The 18,897-nt window shown below is 64.1% G+C and carries 19 protein-coding genes and 1 tRNA gene; 11 read left to right on the top strand and 9 right to left on the bottom strand.

The features are described from left to right. Positions 1–96: 96 nt before the first annotated feature. Both P6U24_RS03685 and P6U24_RS03680 read left to right on the top strand, forming a co-directional pair. The gene (locus tag P6U24_RS03685) at positions 97–1,455 is read left to right on the top strand and encodes an FAD-dependent oxidoreductase (RefSeq protein WP_407157849.1); all 1,359 of its coding nucleotides are present in this window, start codon (positions 97–99) and stop codon (positions 1,453–1,455) included. A gap of 4 nt (positions 1,456–1,459) precedes the next feature. Continuing rightward, positions 1,460–2,692: a nitrate/nitrite transporter gene (locus P6U24_RS03680; protein WP_407157848.1), complete on the top strand. Its 1,233-nt coding sequence runs from the start codon at positions 1,460–1,462 to the stop codon at positions 2,690–2,692. A gap of 42 nt (positions 2,693–2,734) precedes the next feature. On the opposite strand, the gene P6U24_RS03675 is transcribed toward P6U24_RS03680, so the two are convergent. The 6 genes from P6U24_RS03675 to P6U24_RS03650 form a co-directional block, all read right to left on the bottom strand. Then, the gene (locus P6U24_RS03675; protein ID WP_407157847.1) at positions 2,735–4,375 is read right to left on the bottom strand and encodes a lysine--tRNA ligase; all 1,641 of its coding nucleotides are present in this window, start codon (positions 4,373–4,375) and stop codon (positions 2,735–2,737) included. A gap of 159 nt (positions 4,376–4,534) precedes the next feature. Further along, positions 4,535–5,449, bottom strand: coding sequence for a transporter substrate-binding domain-containing protein (locus P6U24_RS03670; RefSeq protein WP_407157846.1), 915 nt, complete (start codon positions 5,447–5,449; stop codon positions 4,535–4,537). A 124-nt stretch (positions 5,450–5,573) separates the two neighbouring features. Continuing rightward, a complete protein-coding gene (locus tag P6U24_RS03665; RefSeq protein ID WP_407157845.1) occupies positions 5,574–6,170 on the bottom strand; it encodes an SCO family protein in 597 nt (198 codons plus the stop codon). 23 nt (positions 6,171–6,193) lie between these two features. Further along, positions 6,194–6,370 carry a hypothetical protein gene (locus tag P6U24_RS03660; protein ID WP_407157844.1) on the bottom strand — a complete coding sequence of 59 codons (177 nt, stop codon included), beginning with the start codon at positions 6,368–6,370 and terminating at the stop codon, positions 6,194–6,196. Between the two features lie 163 nt (positions 6,371–6,533). Next, positions 6,534–7,061 carry a hypothetical protein gene (locus P6U24_RS03655; RefSeq protein WP_407157843.1) on the bottom strand — a complete coding sequence of 176 codons (528 nt, stop codon included), beginning with the start codon at positions 7,059–7,061 and terminating at the stop codon, positions 6,534–6,536. Positions 7,062–7,514: 453 nt separating this feature from the next. Further along, complete coding sequence (locus P6U24_RS03650) at positions 7,515–7,868, bottom strand: hypothetical protein (RefSeq protein ID WP_407157842.1); 354 nt, start codon at positions 7,866–7,868, stop codon at positions 7,515–7,517. A 376-nt stretch (positions 7,869–8,244) separates the two neighbouring features. Between P6U24_RS03650 and P6U24_RS03645 the strand changes: the two genes are divergently transcribed. From P6U24_RS03645 to P6U24_RS03635, 3 genes are all read left to right on the top strand, one after another. Beyond that, positions 8,245–9,447: a patatin-like phospholipase family protein gene (locus P6U24_RS03645; RefSeq protein ID WP_407157841.1), complete on the top strand. Its 1,203-nt coding sequence runs from the start codon at positions 8,245–8,247 to the stop codon at positions 9,445–9,447. A gap of 161 nt (positions 9,448–9,608) precedes the next feature. Continuing rightward, on the top strand, positions 9,609–10,322 hold the full coding sequence (locus P6U24_RS03640; RefSeq protein ID WP_407157840.1) for a TetR/AcrR family transcriptional regulator: 714 nt from the start codon (positions 9,609–9,611) through the stop codon (positions 10,320–10,322). Between the two features lie 270 nt (positions 10,323–10,592). Next, complete coding sequence (locus tag P6U24_RS03635) at positions 10,593–11,210, top strand: PepSY domain-containing protein (protein ID WP_407157839.1); 618 nt, start codon at positions 10,593–10,595, stop codon at positions 11,208–11,210. 16 nt (positions 11,211–11,226) lie between these two features. Here P6U24_RS03635 and P6U24_RS03630 read toward each other — a convergent pair. The 3 genes from P6U24_RS03630 to P6U24_RS03620 form a co-directional block, all read right to left on the bottom strand. Then, positions 11,227–11,300 (bottom strand) — tRNA-Gly (locus tag P6U24_RS03630). Between the two features lie 461 nt (positions 11,301–11,761). Continuing rightward, positions 11,762–12,160 carry a nuclear transport factor 2 family protein gene (locus tag P6U24_RS03625; protein ID WP_407157838.1) on the bottom strand — a complete coding sequence of 133 codons (399 nt, stop codon included), beginning with the start codon at positions 12,158–12,160 and terminating at the stop codon, positions 11,762–11,764. Between the two features lie 298 nt (positions 12,161–12,458). Continuing rightward, positions 12,459–15,017: an ATP-binding protein gene (locus tag P6U24_RS03620; RefSeq protein WP_407157837.1), complete on the bottom strand. Its 2,559-nt coding sequence runs from the start codon at positions 15,015–15,017 to the stop codon at positions 12,459–12,461. 457 nt (positions 15,018–15,474) lie between these two features. Between P6U24_RS03620 and P6U24_RS03615 the strand changes: the two genes are divergently transcribed. The 6 genes from P6U24_RS03615 to P6U24_RS03590 all read left to right on the top strand — a co-directional run bounded on the left by P6U24_RS03615 (position 15,475) and on the right by P6U24_RS03590 (position 18,892). Then, the gene (locus P6U24_RS03615) at positions 15,475–15,870 is read left to right on the top strand and encodes an SPW repeat protein (RefSeq protein WP_407157836.1); all 396 of its coding nucleotides are present in this window, start codon (positions 15,475–15,477) and stop codon (positions 15,868–15,870) included. Positions 15,871–16,109: 239 nt separating this feature from the next. After that, complete coding sequence (locus P6U24_RS03610) at positions 16,110–16,685, top strand: methylated-DNA--[protein]-cysteine S-methyltransferase (protein ID WP_407157835.1); 576 nt, start codon at positions 16,110–16,112, stop codon at positions 16,683–16,685. Positions 16,686–16,694: 9 nt separating this feature from the next. Further along, complete coding sequence (locus P6U24_RS03605) at positions 16,695–17,543, top strand: helix-turn-helix transcriptional regulator (protein WP_407157834.1); 849 nt, start codon at positions 16,695–16,697, stop codon at positions 17,541–17,543. 43 nt (positions 17,544–17,586) lie between these two features. Further along, on the top strand, positions 17,587–17,946 hold the full coding sequence (locus tag P6U24_RS03600) for a VOC family protein (protein WP_407157833.1): 360 nt from the start codon (positions 17,587–17,589) through the stop codon (positions 17,944–17,946). Positions 17,947–17,957: 11 nt separating this feature from the next. Next, on the top strand, positions 17,958–18,359 hold the full coding sequence (locus P6U24_RS03595) for an SRPBCC family protein (RefSeq protein WP_407157832.1): 402 nt from the start codon (positions 17,958–17,960) through the stop codon (positions 18,357–18,359). Next, positions 18,356–18,892: a hypothetical protein gene (locus tag P6U24_RS03590; protein WP_407157831.1), complete on the top strand. Its 537-nt coding sequence runs from the start codon at positions 18,356–18,358 to the stop codon at positions 18,890–18,892. The genes P6U24_RS03595 and P6U24_RS03590 overlap by 4 nt, the downstream gene beginning before the upstream one ends. Positions 18,893–18,897 lie beyond the last annotated feature (5 nt).

Genomic DNA, 18,897 nt, shown 5'->3' with positions numbered 1-18,897 from the left:
TCTCGAATCGCGAAAAGTGTAGCTGCATTTCGCACTATTCTTCGCGAATTGCGAGTGAGCTAAGCTCGAGCAACATAGGCGCTCAGGGAGGCACTCTTGGTCCATATGGCTGTTCGGGAGCCGAACCGTGACACGGACGTGCTCGGTTCCTACGACGTCGTCGTCGTGGGTGGGGGTCCGGCCGGCCTCGCGGCCGCCACTTCGGCCGCCAGGAATGGCGCCGACGTCCTGTTGGTGGAGCGCTACGGCTTCCTGGGCGGCATGGGCACCGCGGGCGGGGTCACCAATTTCGCCGGCCTGTTTGGCCTCGTGCACGGCGAGACCCGTCAGGTCGTGCACGGCGTGGTGGACGAGCTCCTGGACCGGCTCGACCGGCTGGGCGGGCTGAACGAGCCGCAGCAGGGCCTGCAGGGACGGATCACGGTCCGCTCCTACGATGTTTCCGCCCTGAAATGCGCGGCGGACGATCTCCTACTGTCCGCGGGCGTGAAGCTCTTGTTTCACGCCGTCGCAGTCGATGTCGCGATGGACGATGATCGCATCGCCGCGCTTATCGTCGAAACCAAGTCCGGCCGTCGCGCCATCCCGGCGAAGCTGTTCATCGACTGCTCCGGCGATGCCGACCTTGCAGCCCGCGCCGGCGTGCCGTTCCAGACCGGCGACGGCCATGGCGGCGGCCTTTTTCCGACTACGATGTTCCGGGTCGGCGGCGTCGACCCGGCCCGCGCGCTCGCGGCGGTCGGCGAGTTCAAGGCGATCGACCGGCTGATGAGCGAAGCCGCGGGCCGCGGCTACCGGTTTCCGCGCGAAGGGGCGATCGTGCGGCCGCAGAAGAACCCCAGCGAATGGCGCGTCAACGTGACGCAGATCCGCAACGCGCAAGGCAGCGTCATGGATGCCACCGATGCGCTGCAACTCAGCGATGGCGAGATCGAAGGGCGCCGGCAGATCCAGGAATATTTCCGTTTCCTGAAGCACGAGGTCCCCGGCTTCGAGCATGCGCATATCGTCGAGATCGCGCCACAGGTCGGCATCCGCGAGAGCCGGCGCATCGAGGGCGCCTATCAGCTCTCCGGGCAGGACATCGTCGCTTGCGCCGACTTCGACGACGCCATCGGTGTGAATTCCTGGCCGATGGAGCTGCATGTCGCCGGCAAGGTCGAGTGGGGATTCTACCCCGACGGCAGCCGCGGCTTCTGCCAGCTTCCCTTCCGCATGCTGCTGCCGAAAGGCGTCGCCAATCTGCTCGTCGCAGGACGCTGCGCCTCCATGACGCATGAGGGGCAATCCGCTGCGCGCGCCAGCGGCGCCTGCTTTGCGATGGGGCAGGCCGCCGGCACCGCGGCAGCCATGGTCGCATGCGATGCGACCAGCGCCTCGCTGCGCAAGCTCGACGTGACCGCGCTGCAGAACAAGCTCACCGCGCAAGGCGCCTATCTCGGGACCGACGTGTAAGGCCATGACCACGGAGATCGAAACTGCCGCGACGCGGGTGCCCGCCGCGTCCGACTATTATCGCTGGGTCGTGCTGCTGATCGCGTGGCTGAGCTTCCTGTTCAGCTTCATCGACCGCCTGACCTGGGCGAACGTCGCCGTCTCGGCGGGCCAGTCGCTGGGCCTCTCGGTGGCGCAGCTCGGCGTCTTCGTGACCGCGTTCTATGTCGGCTACGTCATCTGCAACGCGGTCGGCGGGGTCATGAGCGACATCGTCGGCGGCCGCGCGACGCTGACGATCTCCATGCTGGCGCTCGGCGCGTCCACCTTCCTGTTCGGATTCACCTCGTCGCTGACGATGGGCATCGCCTTGCAGGCGGTGATGGGGCTCGCGGCCGGTGCCGACTACGCGTCCTGCGTCAAGCTGATCGTCAATTGGTTCGATCGCGGCAGCCGCGGCCGCGCGATGGGACTGTTGCTCGTCGCGTCGTCCCTCGGCGTTACCGCCACCAACGCAATCGTGCCAACGCTCGCGGCCTGGGTGGGATGGCGCGGGGTCTACCAGGCGCTCGGCATCGCGACCGTTCTGGTTGGCGTGATCGCTTATGCTTTGTTGCGCGACCGTCCCAGCGACCAGCCGGTGGTCGCGGCCAAAGCTCCGCCGATCGGGCCATTGCTGCGCGACCGCAACGTGCTGCTGCTGACACTCAGTGGCTTCGGCGCCTTCTGGGGCACCTGGGGTTTTGCGTTCTGGGCCAACGCGCTGATGATCCGCGGCCATGGCCTCACCGCCGTGGAAGCCGGCTTGGTCATGTCGCTCGCAGGCATTGCCGCCATGATCGGCAAGCCGCTGATCGGCCTGCTAGCCGATCGGCTGGGCGGCAAGGAAAAATGGCTGACCATCGGCACGCTGGCGCTGTTTGCGATGATGCTGCTGGTATTCGGGACATTGCACGACAGGCTGGCGTTTCAGATCGCAGCGCCCCTGCTCGGCTTCGGCGCCTTTGTCTACAGCCCCTTGCTGGCCGTGATGGTTGCCGATGTGGCCGGCGCAGCGCTCGCCGGCTCGGCGACCGGGCTGACCGCCAGCGTCTGGCAGCTCGGCAGCGCGATCGTGCCGGTCGTGGTCGGTGTGATCTTCCAGGCGACCGGCTCGTTCATGGCCGCCTTCGCGACGCTCGCGGCAGGCCCGGCGCTGGCGATTCTCTGCCTGCTGTTCCTGAAGCTGGGCGACAAGCGAACCGCTGTGGAGCGTTGAGGAGCGGATCGCAATCCGCTCCTCTCGACGAACCGCCTGCGCTCAGGCCGAGCGTGCCAGCGCGCCATCGATCATCGCGACGGCATTGCTGATACCGTAGACCGCAACGAAGGAACCGAAGCGCGGGCCCTTCTCCTGACCGAGCAGCACCTGGTAGAGCATGTTGAACCAGTCGAGCGACACGCCCGGCCGGCCATCCTTGCCTTGCTTCTTGTGATCCAGGAACGGCTCGCGGCGGCCGATCTCGTAGACCACGTTCTGGATGTCCTCGGCGGAGGCGTCTGCCGGCAGGTTCGACAGCGCATCGCGCAGGTCCTGCAGCGCGGCGCGCTCGCTGTCGGTCGGTTCGCGGAACGTTTTCGTCGGCGCCACGAAGTCGCGATAGTAGTTGATGGCGTAACCGACCATCGCATCCAGCTTGGGATGCGTCTGCGGCGTCACGCCCGGACGGTAGCGGCCGATGAAGCCCCACAGCGTCTCGGCATTCTCCGCATTCGACGACGACACCAGGGTCAGGAGAAGCTGGAAGGTGACGGGCATGTCCGACTTCGGCGGATGGCCGGAATGGATGTGCCAGACCGGATTGCCAAGCTGCTGCTTGGCGTCCTGCCGCGGAAAGCCTTCCAGGAACTGCTGGTAGTCGTCGACATTGCGCGGGATGACGTCGAAATACAGCCGCTTCGCCGCCTTCGGCTCGCGATACATGAACAGCGACAACGATTCCGGCGAGGCGTAGCGCAGCCATTCGTCGATGGTCAGGCCGTTGCCCTTGGACTTCGAGATCTTCTGGCCCTTGTCATCGAGGAACAGCTCGTAATTGAAGCCTTCCGGGGGCGTGCCACCCAGCGCCGAGCAGATCTTGCCCGACAGCTTCACCGAATCGATCAGGTCCTTGCCGGCCATCTCATAGTCGACGCCGAGCGCATACCAGCGCATCGCCCAATCGGGCTTCCATTGCAGCTTGCAATGGCCGCCGGTGACGGGAAGCGTGACGCGCTCCTTGGTCTCGGGATCGTCGTAGGAGATGGTGCCGGCCTTGGCGTCGTGCTCGGCGATCGGCACGTAGAGCACGAGCCCAGTGCGCGGGCAGATGGGAAGAAATGGCGAATAGCTCGCCGCGCGCTCCTCGCGCAGAGACGGCAGCATGATCGCCATCACCTTCTCCAGCCGCTCCAGCATGCGCAAGAGCGCCGCGTCGAACCGGCCCGAGGTGTAGTAGTCCGTCGAGGAGGCGAACTCGTAGTCGAAGCCGAACTGATCGAGGAAAGAGCGCAGCCGCGCATTGTTGTGGGCGCCGAAGCTGTCATGGGTACCGAAGGGATCGGGCACTTTGGTGAGGGGCTTGCCGAGATGCTGCGCCAAGAGCTCCTGGTTCGGCACGTTGTCCGGCACCTTGCGCAGGCCGTCCATGTCGTCGGAGAAGGCGAGTAGGCGAGTCTTGATCTTGTCCTCGGTCAGCACGCGAAAGGCATGGCGCACCATGGTGGTGCGGGCGACCTCGCCGAAGGTGCCGATATGCGGCAGGCCGGAGGGACCGTAACCGGTCTCGAACAACACCTCGTCCTTCGGATTTTTCTTCAGCCGGTTCACGATCGCTTTCGCCTGCTCGAACGGCCAGGCGTTGGATTGTTCGGCGAGCGCGCGCAGGTCGCTCGGGCTGATGGCGAGATCGGTCGTAGACATTTGAATACGGGTCTCCAAAGGAGCAGACAGCTAACACAATCGTCATTGAGAGCGAAGCGATGTGTCCGCCTTAGCCCGAAGGGCGACGGCGGAAGCAATCCAGGTTGAAGAAGGACTGGATTGCTTCGGCGCAAGAGCGCCTCGCAATGACGGCGAAGGCTAGAACGGGCTGACCGAGAAATAGCGCAGCCACAGGTCGGTGTAGCGGCCTTTTTCCCAGACCCGGAACAGCGCCCAGTTCAGCGCCTGGCGCAACAGGTCGTTGCCCTTGCGCACGGCAATGCCGATGCCCTCGCCGAAATAGCGGCTCTCGACGAAGGGGCCGCCGGAAAAGGCGCAGCAATCGGCGGAGTCGGTGCCGTTGATCCAGAACGCCAGCGAGATGCCATCCCCGAAGATGAAGTCCACCTCGCCGCGCCTCAGCGCGGCGCGCATCGCATCGCTGTCGGGATAGGACTTGATCTCGGCGTCGGTGAACATCGCCTTCAGATAGGCCTCATGCGCCGAGCCCGCGATGGCGCCGATCTTCCTGCCCTCGAGGTATTCGGGCCGGATGTCCGTCATCACGGACTCCTTGCGCGAGGCGAAGCGGGCCGGCGCCCGATAATAGGGGTCGGAGAAATCGACCCGCGTGCGCATCTGCGGCGTCACGGCCATCGAGGCGATGATGGCGTCGCCCTTGTTGGAGGAAAGCGCGTCGAGCAGAGTCTCGAACCGGCGCATCTGGATGGTGCAGGTAACCTTGATCTCGTCGCAGATCGCCCGCGCCAGGTCGACGTTGAAGCCGGCCGGATTGCCGTCGGGCCCGGTGAAGTTGAACGGCGGGTAATCGGTCTCGGTCAGGAAGCGGATCACGGTGAGCCGTGATAATTCCGGCCGCTCGGGACGGCGCCGGGGGTCCCAAAAGCCGGGCACGGCTTGCGGTGCCGCCTCGACCGGCGGCTTCGGCAGGGTTTGAGCCAAGGTCTCCCTTGCCGCCAAACTCACGGCCAGGAGCACGCCAAGCGCAAGGCCCGCCGCCAGGCGGCGCCACACAGGCTGCGATTTCACGCGTTGGAACAGGGCTATCGACATCGGCAATTTCGGGATCGGAGCCTTATAGACGATCCCTGCCGAAATTCGAGTGCCGATTACGCGAGCCGGAACCGGCGGGCTGAACTCGTTAACGAGGCCGTTTCGCCGGTAAGCCCTCTAAGCCCTAAATGTATTTCTTCAGCTCTGCGGCCGCCTGCTCGGGAGACTGCTTGAGGTTGAAGGGCGCGACGAAGCGGCCGTCGCGATCCATCAGGTAGACCAGCGCGGTGTGGTCCATGGTGTAATCGCCATCCTTGAGCGGCACCTTCTTGGCGTAGACCCGATATTCGGTGGTGACCTTGGCCATCACTTCGGGATCGCCGGTCAGCCCCTTCAGGTGCGGATCGAAGCTCGACAGGTAATCCTTCATCGCTGCCGGCGTGTCGCGCTCGGGATCGACCGAGATGAAATAGGCATTGACGCGGTCGGCATCCGGTCCCATCGCCCGCAGCACCTCCGAGATCTCGAACAGCGAGGTCGGGCAGACGTCCGGGCAATGGGTGAAGCCGAAGAAGATCAGGGTCGGCCGTCCCTGCAGGCTCTTGTCGGTGACCGTCGCGCCGCTCTGGTCGGTCAGCTGGAACGGGCCGCCGATCGCGGCCGGGGCCGCGACATTGCGTCCGCCGCCCATCACCAGGAACAGCAGGACCAAGCCGACGAGAAGGCTGACCGCGAACGATCCGACGATCACCAGCGGACGGACCGAACTGCTCTGCTCCATTCTCAACTCCCGTTAACGGCCGATCAGAAGCAGGCCTCGAGGCCCGAGACGATCATCTCGAAGAACACGGCCGTGCCATAATGGGCCCACAGCGCCAGCGCACCGGCCAGCACCGCGGCGGCAGCGACACCGGCGATGGCAGCCGGGGCACGCCTGCCGGCGGCCGGCAAGTCTTGCGGCGGTGACACGGGCTGGATCATGGCGAGCCTGCTTGGCCTCTGGCACATGCCATCGGCCGGTTCCTGCCCTCCAAATAGGTCTCTGATATGACCGAGGCAAGCGTGACCAGCAGCCAGTCACGCCGTGCTGAAGGCGCTTCAGCGCCTTCAGGCAGCACGTCATCGTCAGTGCGACGCCGAAGCCTTAATGCGAGGCGGAAGCCTTGGCCGCCGCCGGCGACAGCGCCGGAACGCCGGCAGGAGCCGCCTGCGACGCCGAGGGAGACGATGCCTGGGCGTCCATATAGCAAGGCCGGTACATGGCTTGCAGCTCCCTGCCGCGCAGGAAGATCATGCGCGGGGTCAGGCCGCCGCGCTGGGCGATCCAGCGCCGGATCGGCGACGGATACATCGAGTAGAGCATCTGGGTCGCTTCGGGGTTGGTGACCGCACGGCCGTTGGCACCGAAATCCCAGGCCGCATGGAAACCGAGATTGGCGTGCGAGGTGACGCAGATCTTGTCGTGGGGGATGGCGCCCAGCACGATCGTGCAGGCCGAGGCGCACAGGCCGTCGATGATCACATATTCGCCGGAGGAGCGGAGCCCCTGATACCTGTCGACATATGTTCCGATCCTCCCCCCGCGATCGTCAGCGATTCGGACCACTGCGTGACTGGCCCCTGCCCCCGCGATCAAGAGAACGACCGCGAGCAACCCCGTCAGAAATTTCATTGTCGAGCCCCAGTTCAATCCCGTCGAAACCGATCTGACCGACTGTGATGCGTTTCTTTGTGATGCGTGACTGCGATGGATCTCACACTCGCGGCCGACCGTTCCCAAGCAGGTCCAGAACACGAAAGCTCAAACCGTAATCGCTGGTGTCAGCGTGTTGCGAGATCGTGTTTTTGTCCAGACGGCGCGGCAACGGAGAGCAAATTCAAATGGAGTGTTGCCGGCTCGCTGCACCCTTGGGTGACGCAGTCGCCACGCCGGTTCCGGCGTGGCGACTGCGCCACGGACGGCGTGTCTTTCCTACCTATCATGCACAGTACAAGAAAGCCCCGGTGAATACCGGGGCTTTCTTCGGTCAAAATCGTGGCGCAGGTGCAGCCGTGATTCGTCCGGTGCGATCAGTCAATGCTCATGCGTGCGGCTCGTCCCGCGTCCGAACGCACACGAATCGAATCAATCAGGCAGGCGAATCTTGGCACCGAAGGTGACGAGCGACGCATCGGCCGAGGTCAGCTCGATCTGCCGATCCGGCGCAGCCTGATAGCTGCCGTCCTCGGCCTTGCGCAGCCCGTACTGCCAAACCGTCAGCGGCTGACCTTGGGCGAGCGCGTTCGACAGCCGCTCGGCGCCACGGCCGGGCAGCTTGAGCAGGTCGTCGCGCATCATGCCGATCACGACCGGCTCGCTGCCGCGATGCAGCTCGAAGAACACCATGCGGTTCGGTTTCTCATGCGGCTTCAGCACGGTGTCGGCGGCGAACAGCACGAGGCAGATGCCGACGGCAATCCATTTCCAAGTATCGGACATCGGGAATCATCTCATCCAAGGCAGGCCGAAGCGGACGCCGTGGATAGGGTCCGCCCGGTTTGGTCGCAACTTACAGTCTGGTCATCGGGCGCGCGATAACGCCTGAGGTAATCGATTCGTCCTTGATAGGAAGTCGCGATCCGTCACTTTGGTTTTCACAAGGCGGAGAGGGATCGACGACCGACATCGATACGATCGCCGCAGATCGATACGGCCGAAATCGCCCAGCGCTCGACGAGCCTCGACCAGGCGGCCGAGCTTACGTCACCACTGGTGGACGGAGACTTTACACCAGTCTTCCAACTCGTTAAACAAAACGATACTGTATCGTTTTATTAATGCGGCATTAATGGCGCGGCGTGGCGGTTGCATGGGCATGAACAGCGATTGGCGGCAGAGGTCCTCCATCTTCCCGTGGGCCTGGCTTGCGGCCTGTTGCATCCATACGACCCACGGCTTGGCGCCGTGCCTGGCGCGGCTCGCGGCCCTGCTGTCCATCGTGGCGCTGGCTGCCTGCGGCTCGCTGCCGCGGACGCCCTACACCGCCGCCGATGCCAGCATCTCCCGCGTGCTCAACCTCGACGGCTTGAGGCGCTACACGGACGAGCCGGTCGCCAATTTCAGCTTCGAAAAGAGCAACTTCTCGGCGCCCAGAACCTATCTGGCGCTCTCCGGCGGCGGCGCCGATGGTGCCTACGGCGTCGGCGTGCTCGCCGGCTGGACCGCATCCGGCACCCGTCCGACCTTCTCGGTCGTCTCAGGCGTATCGACCGGCGGGCTGATCGCGCCCTTTGCCTTTCTCGGCCCCCAGTACGACGAAACGCTGAAGGAGGTCTACACCAGCGGCATCGCGGAAAGCCTGCTTGCCGATCCCAGCATCATGCGGGTGCTGTTCGGATCCGGCCTGTTCGGCAACACGCGACTGCGTGAGCTGGTGGCGCGCTATGTCGGACCGGAAATCACGGCCGCCGTCGCGCGCGAACACGCCATGGGCCGCAGGCTGCTCGTGGTCACGACCGACCTCGACACCCAGCGGACGGCCATTTGGGACATGGGAAAAATTGCAGCGATTGGAACGCCGGAGGCCCTGCAACTGTTTCGCGACGTGATGGCCGCTTCCGCCAGCATCCCCCTGGTGTTTCCGCCGATCCTGATCGATGCCGAGGGCGGAGGCCGGCGCTTCCAGGAGATGCATGTTGATGGCGGCGTGACTGCGCCGGTGCTCACGCTGCCTGACGCCCTGCTCTTGCAGGGACGGCTGCCCGGCAGCGGGCGACTGAACATTTACATCCTGGTCAACAAGAAGCTCGAACGCACCTTCGAGCTGGTGTCGAACACTACGATCGATGTTGCCTCCCGCAGCCTGTCGGCGATCACCCAGTCGCAGACCCGCTCGGTCGTCCTGTCGACCTACGACTTCGCACGGCGCAACAGGCTCGGCTTCCATTTGTCCTATATCGAGCGCGACTATCCGCCATCGCCGTCGGAAGGATTCGATACGGCCTATATGCGCTCGCTTTACCAGTATGGCTACGACAAGGCGTCAGCCCGCCGCGCGTGGACCACGACGCCGCCTTGAGTCTGCAACTTTGCGGGCCACAGCCTTCGTTAGAGCGTTGAAGATATGGGCATTTGTCGGGATTGCCGGGTGACGCATCCACCATCGGGCGTTATAGAGCAAGGAGGATGATCCCAACCGGCAACGGGAACGGCATGGCATCGGCGACGGCGGGCGCAAGGATGGCGAGGCGTGGCGCGATAAAATCGCGCGGCGGCCGGCCGACCAAGAGCGCGGCGATCGAGCGCGACCAGCGCCTGATCGAGGTCGCCACCCGCCTGTTCCTGGACCGCGGCTATGATGCGACGTCGCTCGATGCGGTGGCGGAAGCGGCGCGCGTCAGCAAGCCCACCGTCTATGCGCGCTACGGGGACAAGCGCGGACTATTTGCGGAGGTGCTGAGGCGCGAGATTGGGCGCTGGCTTGCTCCGCTTGCCGAAGCGGCGGAAGTGCAGCTCACCCGCCCCTCGGACATTTCTGTCGAGCAGCGCTTGAACGAGGTCGGTCGCGAGATGCTGACGTTCACCTGCGGTCCTGACGCCGTTGCGTTCAGCCGCATGCTGACGTCACAGGCCATCAACTTTCCCGACATCGCCAAGCTCGGCAAGGAGGAAGGCTGGTTGAAGGCCGTTTCCACGACCGCACGCTTCTTCGACCATCTGGTCGCGCAAGGCGCCATGGACGTCGAGGATACTGGCGTCGCGGCCGAGGTTTTTCTCGACGTGGTTGTCGGTCACACGCATCGGATGGCGACGTTCGGCATGCCGCTGGAGATGAAGTCCGCGGAAAAGCGCATGCGCCTCGCGATCAAACTGTTTCTGGCCGGCGCGCTGGGGCCACCGAGCCGCATCCAGTCCACGCCCAGCGCGACCATTCGGCGGCGCCCTTCCCGCTGACGCTCCCGCGCAGAGCAAATCTCCGTATTGCCGAGCCACGTGCTTGCATCAAATTGCCCTTGACCATAATAAAACGATACGGTATGGTTTCATTACAATGAGCGTTGGCCTGTTACGTCCGCGCCAAATGGGCCTGCGCCGACTCTCAAACTTCCGATCGTCGCAACAGTGAAACGCCGTCTGCAACGTTCCGCGGCCGGCCCCGTCCAGGGTCGGCCGCGCCTTTCTTCAAGGATTCGGCCCATCCGCCGGCAAAGCACAGGTGCAAGGATGGCGACAGAACAAGGATACGGCCCAAGACGACAGCGGCTGCTCTGCGCGCTCGCCGTTCTGTCGGTGTTGCTGGCCGCCCCGGCACAGGCGATCACCACGGCTGATGGCGCGCCGGCTGCTCGTCAGAGCGAGACGGACGACGATGCCGCTCTCGACCGGGAGGCCGTCAGCCGCGAGATCGAACGCTTCCGCAGCTCCGCGATCTCCCTCAGCCAGGCGATCGCGATCGCGGAAGCAACGCATGCCGGCTCGACCGCGGCCGATATCAGCTTCGATGGTGAGGCCGCCACACCGATCTACCGCGTCAAGACCGTTCACAATGATCGCATGTGGCAACACGCCATCGATGCCACCACCGGGAGGATCGTCGGCGGCGAGGCCGCCGTTCCCTTGACCGAACTCGAGCCCGAGGATCGGCACAATCTCGTTGCGCTCAAGGCGATCCGGCACCACCTGCTGGATGCCGTGCACGTGGCCGAGCATGCGGCATCGGGCAAGGCGATCAGCGGCGGATTGATCCGCGAGGGCGGACGGCTCAATTTCGCGATCGTTGTCGTGAGCGGCAATGACCTGAAGCAGGTCATTCTCCAGCCGCCCCGCGCGCATCGTCCGTAAGGAAACGTTGAAGGATTGGAGCGGGCGAAGGGAATCGAACCCTCGTATGCAGCTTGGGAAGCTGCCGTTCTACCATTGAACTACGCCCGCAAAGGCAACTTTTCCTCTCGTAGGCACCGGCTGGGCCGCCGTTACCGTCAGCCCTCTTTACCCGACTGGCTTACGCACGTCCATGGGCAACATTTCGAGCCCTAATGACGCGGACTTTGCTTTCGCTACCGTATCTCGAACGAGCAGCCAATTTCCGGATGAGCAAATCTAGACGCGGCTTGATGATGCCGTGTCCGGAGCGCTCATTGCGGCAGACAGGGTTCCGCAACTCCCCTGGATGACGTCCTATGCCGCTGAAGGGATGACCAGGACACGGCACCATCTGCTTCGGACGATGCAGCAGTGCCATCAGTCAAGGCGACCATTTCGTCGCTCTTGTTGCCAGCCGAATAAGGCCGCGGCAATTTTTCCAGTCTGACCTGCACGCCGAGTCCATTTCAGAGCCATGACCGTTGGGCATAAGGAGGGGCGCGACTGCGCCCCTCGCGCAGTCGCCGCTGTCACGACATCGCAAGAACGTCCGCGGCAGTGTCAACGTATTCCTGGAAAAACACCACCTTGCCTTGTCGGAACTTGAAAACGTGAGCCCATTCGTTCTCGATGGACTTGCCTGTTTTCCTTGCTCGGCCAGTCAACCTGCCCAAGGCGACGACCGTGTCTCCCTGCTCGATCATCTCACGCGGCTCAAACTCACTGAATTCCCAATTCTCACCCACCTGCGCGAAGAAATTGCCGATCTCCTGTTTTCCCTTGAAGGTGCCTGCCCAAGGCAGTTTGTCCTTGGGTCCCGGGATCATCCAGGTACAGTTCTCGTCTATCAGCTCCTTCAGCAGAGCCGGAATGTCACCCCGTTGAAAGAATTCATAACCCTTCTTCGCTGCTTCGGTGTTGGATGCCATAGGAAGTCCTCCTCGCTGTGGATCGCTATAGGCAAACCGTGGTCGGACCTGCCGCGACCAGACGGCCTCTCGCTTGCTGCTGCGGCCTGCTCAGGATTGCACGGCGCTACGACGAGCCAGACGCCACGTCAGAAAAGTGAATGGCGAGAGGCTTGGGCATCCGCTCCTCCTGCGTCTGCTGCCCGCAACCACACCTCGACTTCGAAACCCAGCATGCAAGCCTGGGCATGCCTATAGGTCAAAGCCATAGAAAAAAGGTTCAGGGCGGGCTGCCGTGGCCCGGCGACCGTTTCAGGACTCACGCGTCCAAGAGCCGCAGACATCGGGCAAGCTCGGCGCGGAGGTAGGGCTTGCCGATGACCGGAAACTCGCCCACCGCGCCGTGCTGCGCCAGGACGTCGGCCGCATTACCCGAAGCGAGCAGGATCCTGATGCCCTCATACAGCCGCCGCGCCTCGCGCGCGAGCTCGATGCCGTTGACGCCGCCTGGCATCACCACGTCGCTAAACAGGATGTCGGGCCGCATTCCGCTCTTGAGCATCCGCAGCGCATCGACGCCATTGCGGGCATAGGTCACGTCATAGCCGAGCCGCTTCAGCATTGTCACCGTGACATCCAGGACCTCGTCATCGTCCTCGACCAGGAGCACCCGCCCCGAGCCCGACGGCGTATCCTGCGTCGGCGCGGCGGTCGCCTCCACGACTGGGGCTTGCGTTGATCTCGGCAGATAGAGGCAGATCGTGGTCCCCATGCCGACTGCGCTCTCGATGGTGACATGGCCGCCGGACTGTCGAACGAAGCCGTAAACCATGCTCAGCCCAAGCCCCGTCCCCCGCCCGACCTCCTTTGTGGTGAAGAACGGCTCGAACGCTCGGTCGAGCGTGTCCGGCGCCATGCCGCAGCCGGTATCGGTGACCGAGATCATGACATAGCAGCCGGCCGACACGCCCGCGATCGCATCGTCCTCCAGCGTGACGTTTCGCAAGCTGATTTCCAGCAGTCCGCCATTCGGCATCGCGTCCCGGCCGTTGAGCGCCAGGTTGAGCAGCGCGGTCTGCAACTGCGCGGGGTCGACATAACACGGCCACAAGTGATCGTCGCCGACGAGCCTGAAGTCGCACCCATCGCCCGCTGCCTGACGGATCACGTCCTGGAAGTCCTGGATGAGACGATCCGCGTAGACCGGCTTCGGCGTCAGTTTCTGCCGTCGGGAAAAGGCGAGAAGCTGGGCAGTGAGATTGGCGCCGCGGTCGGCCGCCTTTCGGGATGCTGCCGCCAGCTCGCGGGCATGATCCCGGCTCGTCTCCGGGCTCTCGATCAGCTCGAGATTCCCCGAGATCACCATCAGCAGGTTGTTGAAGTCATGGGCGATGCCGCCGGTGAGCTGGCCGATTGCCTCCATCTTCTGGCTCTGATGAAGCTGCTCCTCGATCAGCCGGCGCGCCTCGATCGCCTGCTTGTGCTCGGTGATATCCCGAAACAGCACGGCAAGACCTTCGCCCGACGGAAATGCGTTGATGTCGTACCAGACACCGCGCCGGGCGCAGAACCGCTCGAATGAGGCGGATTGCTGCTTCGATACCGCCTCCTGCAGCAGGAAGGCGACATCGGGCTCGGCGGCCGCAACCGAAAACGCCTCCCAGATGTCCACGCCGATGAGATTGCGCTCCTCGGACAGATGCGCCTGGGCGCGCGCGTTGAGATAGGAGACGCGAAACTCGCGATCGACGATCATGACGCAGTCGTTCGTGCTTTCGAAGATCGAGGTGATCCGATTGGCGGCCTCCTCGGCTCGTTCCTTGGCCTCGTAGAGTTCCCGCTCGCGCGCTGCGAGTGCATCGGCCATGGTGTTGAACGCATCAGCGACCCAGGACAGCTCCGACCGCTTGTCGCGGATATGCACCCGCTGCGCATAGTCGCCCAGCCGCCACTGGTTCGCGGCGTCGACCAGCTGCTTCAGCGGCTGATGAATGAACCGCCGGGCCCCGAACCATGACAGCAGCAGGACCAGCGCCGCGCCGAGTGCGATGAGAAGCACGTCCTGCCAGGTGCGGCGCTCGATCCAGCCGAAGGCCTGCGCCTTGTCGAGGCCGACCGCGACGAGCAGCTCGCCGGAGTCTGCTTGCAATGTCGAATAGCCCACGATCCGCTCGACGCCCTTGAGATCGACGGTTGTGACCGTGCCCGAACGGTCCGAATGCATGTAGCGTTGGCCGGGCATCTGCCGGCCGACGAAGTTGCCGTTGTCGGGATAGCGCGCGAGGTAGGTCCCGGCGCGATCGGCGATGGCCAGCGCGGCGCCGCGCGGAACGCCCAGCTGCAGGATGAAATTCGCCAGCCACTCCAGATTGAGGGCGGCGACGATGACGCCGGCGAGTTGGCCGTCATCGTTCGAGAACGGCAGCGCGAACGGGATGAGCTCGCGCCCGGTCAGCCGGCCGATCGAATAGATCCCGACGGTGAAGTGGCCCGTCCGCATCGCTTCGGTGAAATAGGAGCGGTCCGCCAGATTCACGCTCCGGCCATTGGTGGTGCAGATGGACTGGCCTTTTATATCGACGATGACAAAAGTCAGGAATGCCGGGAAACGCCCCTTGAGCGTCGAAAGATAACCGCTGCAGGCCCGCGAATCCCTCTCCTTGATCGCCGGAAGCTCCGAAAGCGCGATCAGCACCTGACGAATGCCCTCGACGACCTGTTGCTGCTCCGCGGCAGCAAGCTTGGCAAGGCCAAGCGCCTGCTCCTGGACTTCGGCCTGACGGGAACGTCGGAGATCGACCTCGTTATAGGATTGGATCGCGATTGCCGGCAGCAGGGCGACGGCCACGAGTGCAAACAGGCGCGAGAGCAGCGTCACGTCTCAGTGCCCGTGACGACAAACCCGGCCTGCAGCCAGCTTTGCCGGGCCGCCGCAGGACACGCGACAGCATCCGCGCCGAGGATGGACAAGGCGACGGGCAGAAGCCGTTCGACCTGGCATCCGGCTTGTGTCCGGACACCGCTTCGCGATCTGCATCTCTCACTCCATCGACTCGACAGGAGATGCATGCCCTCTGTTACTTCAAGATGTTCAGGACAGACAATTGCATTACGGTTGCAACGCAAGGCCACCAAGCCGGCGCGGGACACGATCGGACGCGATGCTGGGAACGGCGTGCGGGCTTGCCGCCGGTCGCAGGAACTCTGTTCTCAGTCGCCCGTTCACAATGAAAGGCCGTGCGGCAGAACGGAATTGCGCCCGTGCCGCAAGAGCTCGCTCAGCTATCCTCGCTCCGCCCGGCCCTCGTCGCGAACGGAACCCCGGGAGAGCCCCTATGACCAGCGAATTGATCCGCAAGGTGCAGACCAAATTCTGGAGCGCCTCGGTTCTCGACATCTACACATTGCTTTGCGGCGTTTTCCTGGTTCTCGCACCATGGCTGTTCGGATTCATCCGCACGGCCGGAAGGCTCGACGCCGAAGTGAGCGGCTATGTGCTGATCGCGCTGTCCGCCGCCGGCTTCGTTGCCTTCGCCGACTGGGAGGAATGGCTGAAAGTTGCCGTCGGCATCTGGCTGATCGCCGCGCCCTGGCTGCTCGGCTTCACCCATACCTCGGCCATGCACGTCAGCATCGCGATCGGCGTGATCGTCACCTTCCTGACGTTGCTCGAGATCTGGCTTGCGCACGATCCGGATTTTGTCCGGGATGCGCGGACTCCGCGCGTCTGAGTTGCAGCTATTCGAGCCGTTCACGGTCGACGCAAATGCCGCGTAGTGTCGAGGCTCGCTTGCAACCGAACTCGCGCGGAGTCACCTCCGCGCCGCGTCGCAACGCCATGATCACACTTGACAAGGATGACCCAAATCACGGCACACCCCGCCCCAGCACATCATGGTTAACATCTGACTGATTCCGGTGCGGCCTGGTCGGCCGGCGACGTGATGTGGCGTGCGGTTGGGGTGGCGTCATGAGGCGTGGTTACACTGTTTTCGATACGGCGCTCGGCCGTTGCGGCATCGCGTGGAGCGATGCAGGCGTGGTCGGCGTGCAATTGCCGGAAGCGCGAGAGATCGAGACGCTCCGGCACCTGTTCAGGCAATTTCCCGAGGCCCGCGAACTTCGGCCGCCTCCGAGCATCGAGGCCGCCATCGACGGAATTGCCGCTGCGCTGCGTGGGCATGACGTGGATCTCACCGAGATCGATCTCGACATGAGCGACGTCGCGCCGTTCAATCAGCGGGTCTATGATTACGTCCGGCAGATCCCGCGCGGCGAGACTCGCATCTACGATCAGATCGCAGCGCATCTGCATGTCGGCGGCGCCCTGCATTCAGTGGCGAACGCGCTGGCGAAAAATCCTTTTCCATTGATTGTGCCGTGCCACCGCGTGCAGGGCGCCGGCAATGGCCTGGACAAGGCCTCGCCGCACCGTGGCATCATCTCGGGCCGCCGGCTGCTCGCGCTCGAGGGCGCGCTGCCAGAGGCGGGATTGACCCTGTTCGATGCCTTGCTGGTGGTTGATCGGGCGCGCGCGGCTCACTAGATCTGTCGGATGGCCGCGACCATCCTGTTCAACAGCCGCTCCGTCCGGGTCTCGGACTTCCGCTGCACGGCGCAAGCCGGCGACGCGCCATTCGTCGAGCGGTTCGGCTGTCATTCCGTCTCCTACGTACGCAAGGGCAGCTTCGGTTGCCACCATCGCGGCCGCTTCTTCGAGCTGGTCGCCGGCAGCCTGTTCATCGGACATCCCGGCGACGAGTTCATGTGCACACATGATCATGTCTGCGGCGACGAATGCCTGTCGTTCTTTCTCGAACCCGAGCTGGTGCAAAGCATCGGCGATGCCAAGCCGGTCTGGCAGGCCGGTGCCGTGCCGCCATTGCCCGAGTTGATGGTGCTCGGCGAACTCGCCCAGGCTGCAGCCGAAGCACGCAGCGATATCGGCCTGGACGAAATCGGCCATCTGCTTGCAAGTCGCTTCGTCGCGACGATGTCGGGCAAGCCGCCACAGCCCGCCAAGCCCACGGCGCGTGACCGCCGCCGCGCAGTCGAGACCGCGCTGTGGATCGACGCCAATTCGCACCGCGAGATCGAGCTGGAGGACGCGGCGCGCGAGGCGAGCGTCAGCCCGTTCCACTTCCTGCGCATGTTCTCCGCAACGCTGGGCGTCACCCCGCATCAATACCTGTTGCGCTCCCGATTGCGTCATGCGGCGCGGCGGCTGGTCGATGATGATGCGACCGTTACCGACATCGCCTATGACGTCGGGTTTGCGGATCTTTCCAATTTCACCCGCACCTTTCATCGCGCTGCCGGCGTCTCGCCGCTAAAGTTCCGCCAGGCCGCGCGCGGCGAGCGCAAGATTTTCCAAGAACACGTGGGGCCATCGGACATTAACTGATCGCCATGGCGCGCCCGCTGCGCGCATCACATGGAGATCAATCATGTACGATCATCTTGGGCTGCATGTCGGCAATCTCGACGCCAGCATCAGATTCTACACGGCCGCGCTCGCTCCGCTCGGCCACATCCTATGCACGAAGGATGAGACCTCGGCGGGCATCGGCCCGAAGGGCGAGCCCGCGCTGTGGCTTTATCACGCGCCCGGACAGAGCCAAGGCGGCGTGCACGTCGCATTCCGTGCTCCCGACCACGCGGCGATCGCAAAATTCTACAGCGAGGGGTTGAAGGCCGGTGGCCGCGACAATGGCGGAGCCGGGCCGCGCACCGACTACAGCCCAACTTATTACGCGGCGTTCCTGATCGACCCCGACGGCAACAACGTCGAAGCCGTCTGCACCTGAGAGCTCCAACCATGGCGTCAATCTACAAGGACATTCCTGTCAACGCGCCGGCATCCGCGGTTTGGGATGCGGTGCGTGATTTCGGCGCGGTGCATACGCGGCTTGCGCCGGGTTTCGTGACCGACTGCAAGCTGGACGGTGACGCACGCATCATCACGTTTGCGAACGGCACCGTCGTCCGCGAACGCTTCGTTGATTGCGACGAGCAGCGGCGACGGCTGGTTTATTCGGTCGCAAGCGAGCGTGTGACCCAGCACAGCGCCTCGATCCACATCATCGCCGACGGCGATGATCGTTCTCGCATGATCTGGATCACCGACGTGCTGCCGAACGAGATTGCGGCCTATATCGACGGCCAGATGGAGCTCGGCGCTACGGCGATGCAGAGGCATCTTGGAGATCATAGCTCATGACAACCTCTCCTTTCCTTGTCGCGCTTGGAGCCGACGGTCCCGCTCCGGAGCGCGCCGGCAAGATGGATCTCTACGGCCGCTTCATCGGCTCGTGGGATCTCGATGTCAGCCAGTTCGCCGAGGACGGGGCGGAGCGGCGGCGCAAGGGCGAATGGCATTTCGGCTGGGTGCTGGAAGGCCGCGCCATCCAGGACGTCTGGATCGTGCCGCCGCGCGGTCCGTTGCGGGCCGGCGATGCCGCCGCCAATATCAACAGCTACGGCACGACGCTGCGGATCTACGATGCCCGGATCGATGCCTGGCACGTGCAATGGTTCGATCCCGTTACCCAGACCATCTTGCAGATGATCGGCCGCGCCGAAGGCGCCGACATCGTGCAGCTTGGCACTGCTCCGGACCGACGACTGATCCGCTGGCGCTTCCTGGAGATCGAGCCCAGCTCCTTCCTATGGCGCGGCGAGACCTCGTCCGACCAGGGCGCGAGCTGGCGCGTGGTCACCGAGTTCAGAGCAGTCCGAGCAACAAGCGGGTGATGTGT

Source organism: Bradyrhizobium sp. STM 3557 (genome assembly GCF_045571465.1).
Taxonomy (GTDB): Bacteria; Pseudomonadota; Alphaproteobacteria; order Rhizobiales; family Xanthobacteraceae; genus Bradyrhizobium.
The sequence above is the reverse complement of the archived record's forward strand: the minus strand, read 5'-3'. Positions and strand labels throughout refer to the sequence as shown.

Excerpts from the sequence above, each read along its gene's own strand:
- P6U24_RS03595 (WP_407157832.1), top strand. The coding sequence starts at position 17,958 with ATGGCGTCAATCTACAAGGACATTCCTGTCAACGCGCCGGCATCCGCG.
- P6U24_RS03645 (WP_407157841.1), top strand. The coding sequence starts at position 8,245 with ATGAACAGCGATTGGCGGCAGAGGTCCTCCATCTTCCCGTGGGCCTGG.
- P6U24_RS03640 (WP_407157840.1), top strand. The coding sequence starts at position 9,609 with ATGGCGAGGCGTGGCGCGATAAAATCGCGCGGCGGCCGGCCGACCAAG.
- P6U24_RS03660 (WP_407157844.1), bottom strand. The coding sequence starts at position 6,370 with ATGATCCAGCCCGTGTCACCGCCGCAAGACTTGCCGGCCGCCGGCAGG.
- P6U24_RS03665 (WP_407157845.1), bottom strand. The coding sequence starts at position 6,170 with ATGGAGCAGAGCAGTTCGGTCCGTCCGCTGGTGATCGTCGGATCGTTC.
- P6U24_RS03650 (WP_407157842.1), bottom strand. The coding sequence starts at position 7,868 with ATGTCCGATACTTGGAAATGGATTGCCGTCGGCATCTGCCTCGTGCTG.
- P6U24_RS03605 (WP_407157834.1), top strand. The coding sequence starts at position 16,695 with ATGGCCGCGACCATCCTGTTCAACAGCCGCTCCGTCCGGGTCTCGGAC.
- P6U24_RS03680 (WP_407157848.1), top strand. The coding sequence starts at position 1,460 with ATGACCACGGAGATCGAAACTGCCGCGACGCGGGTGCCCGCCGCGTCC.
- P6U24_RS03615 (WP_407157836.1), top strand. The coding sequence starts at position 15,475 with ATGACCAGCGAATTGATCCGCAAGGTGCAGACCAAATTCTGGAGCGCC.
- P6U24_RS03625 (WP_407157838.1), bottom strand. The coding sequence starts at position 12,160 with ATGGCATCCAACACCGAAGCAGCGAAGAAGGGTTATGAATTCTTTCAA.
- P6U24_RS03600 (WP_407157833.1), top strand. The coding sequence starts at position 17,587 with ATGTACGATCATCTTGGGCTGCATGTCGGCAATCTCGACGCCAGCATC.
- P6U24_RS03635 (WP_407157839.1), top strand. The coding sequence starts at position 10,593 with ATGGCGACAGAACAAGGATACGGCCCAAGACGACAGCGGCTGCTCTGC.
- P6U24_RS03670 (WP_407157846.1), bottom strand. The coding sequence starts at position 5,449 with ATGTCGATAGCCCTGTTCCAACGCGTGAAATCGCAGCCTGTGTGGCGC.
- P6U24_RS03590 (WP_407157831.1), top strand. The coding sequence starts at position 18,356 with ATGACAACCTCTCCTTTCCTTGTCGCGCTTGGAGCCGACGGTCCCGCT.
- P6U24_RS03675 (WP_407157847.1), bottom strand. The coding sequence starts at position 4,375 with ATGTCTACGACCGATCTCGCCATCAGCCCGAGCGACCTGCGCGCGCTC.
- P6U24_RS03655 (WP_407157843.1), bottom strand. The coding sequence starts at position 7,061 with ATGAAATTTCTGACGGGGTTGCTCGCGGTCGTTCTCTTGATCGCGGGG.
- P6U24_RS03610 (WP_407157835.1), top strand. The coding sequence starts at position 16,110 with ATGAGGCGTGGTTACACTGTTTTCGATACGGCGCTCGGCCGTTGCGGC.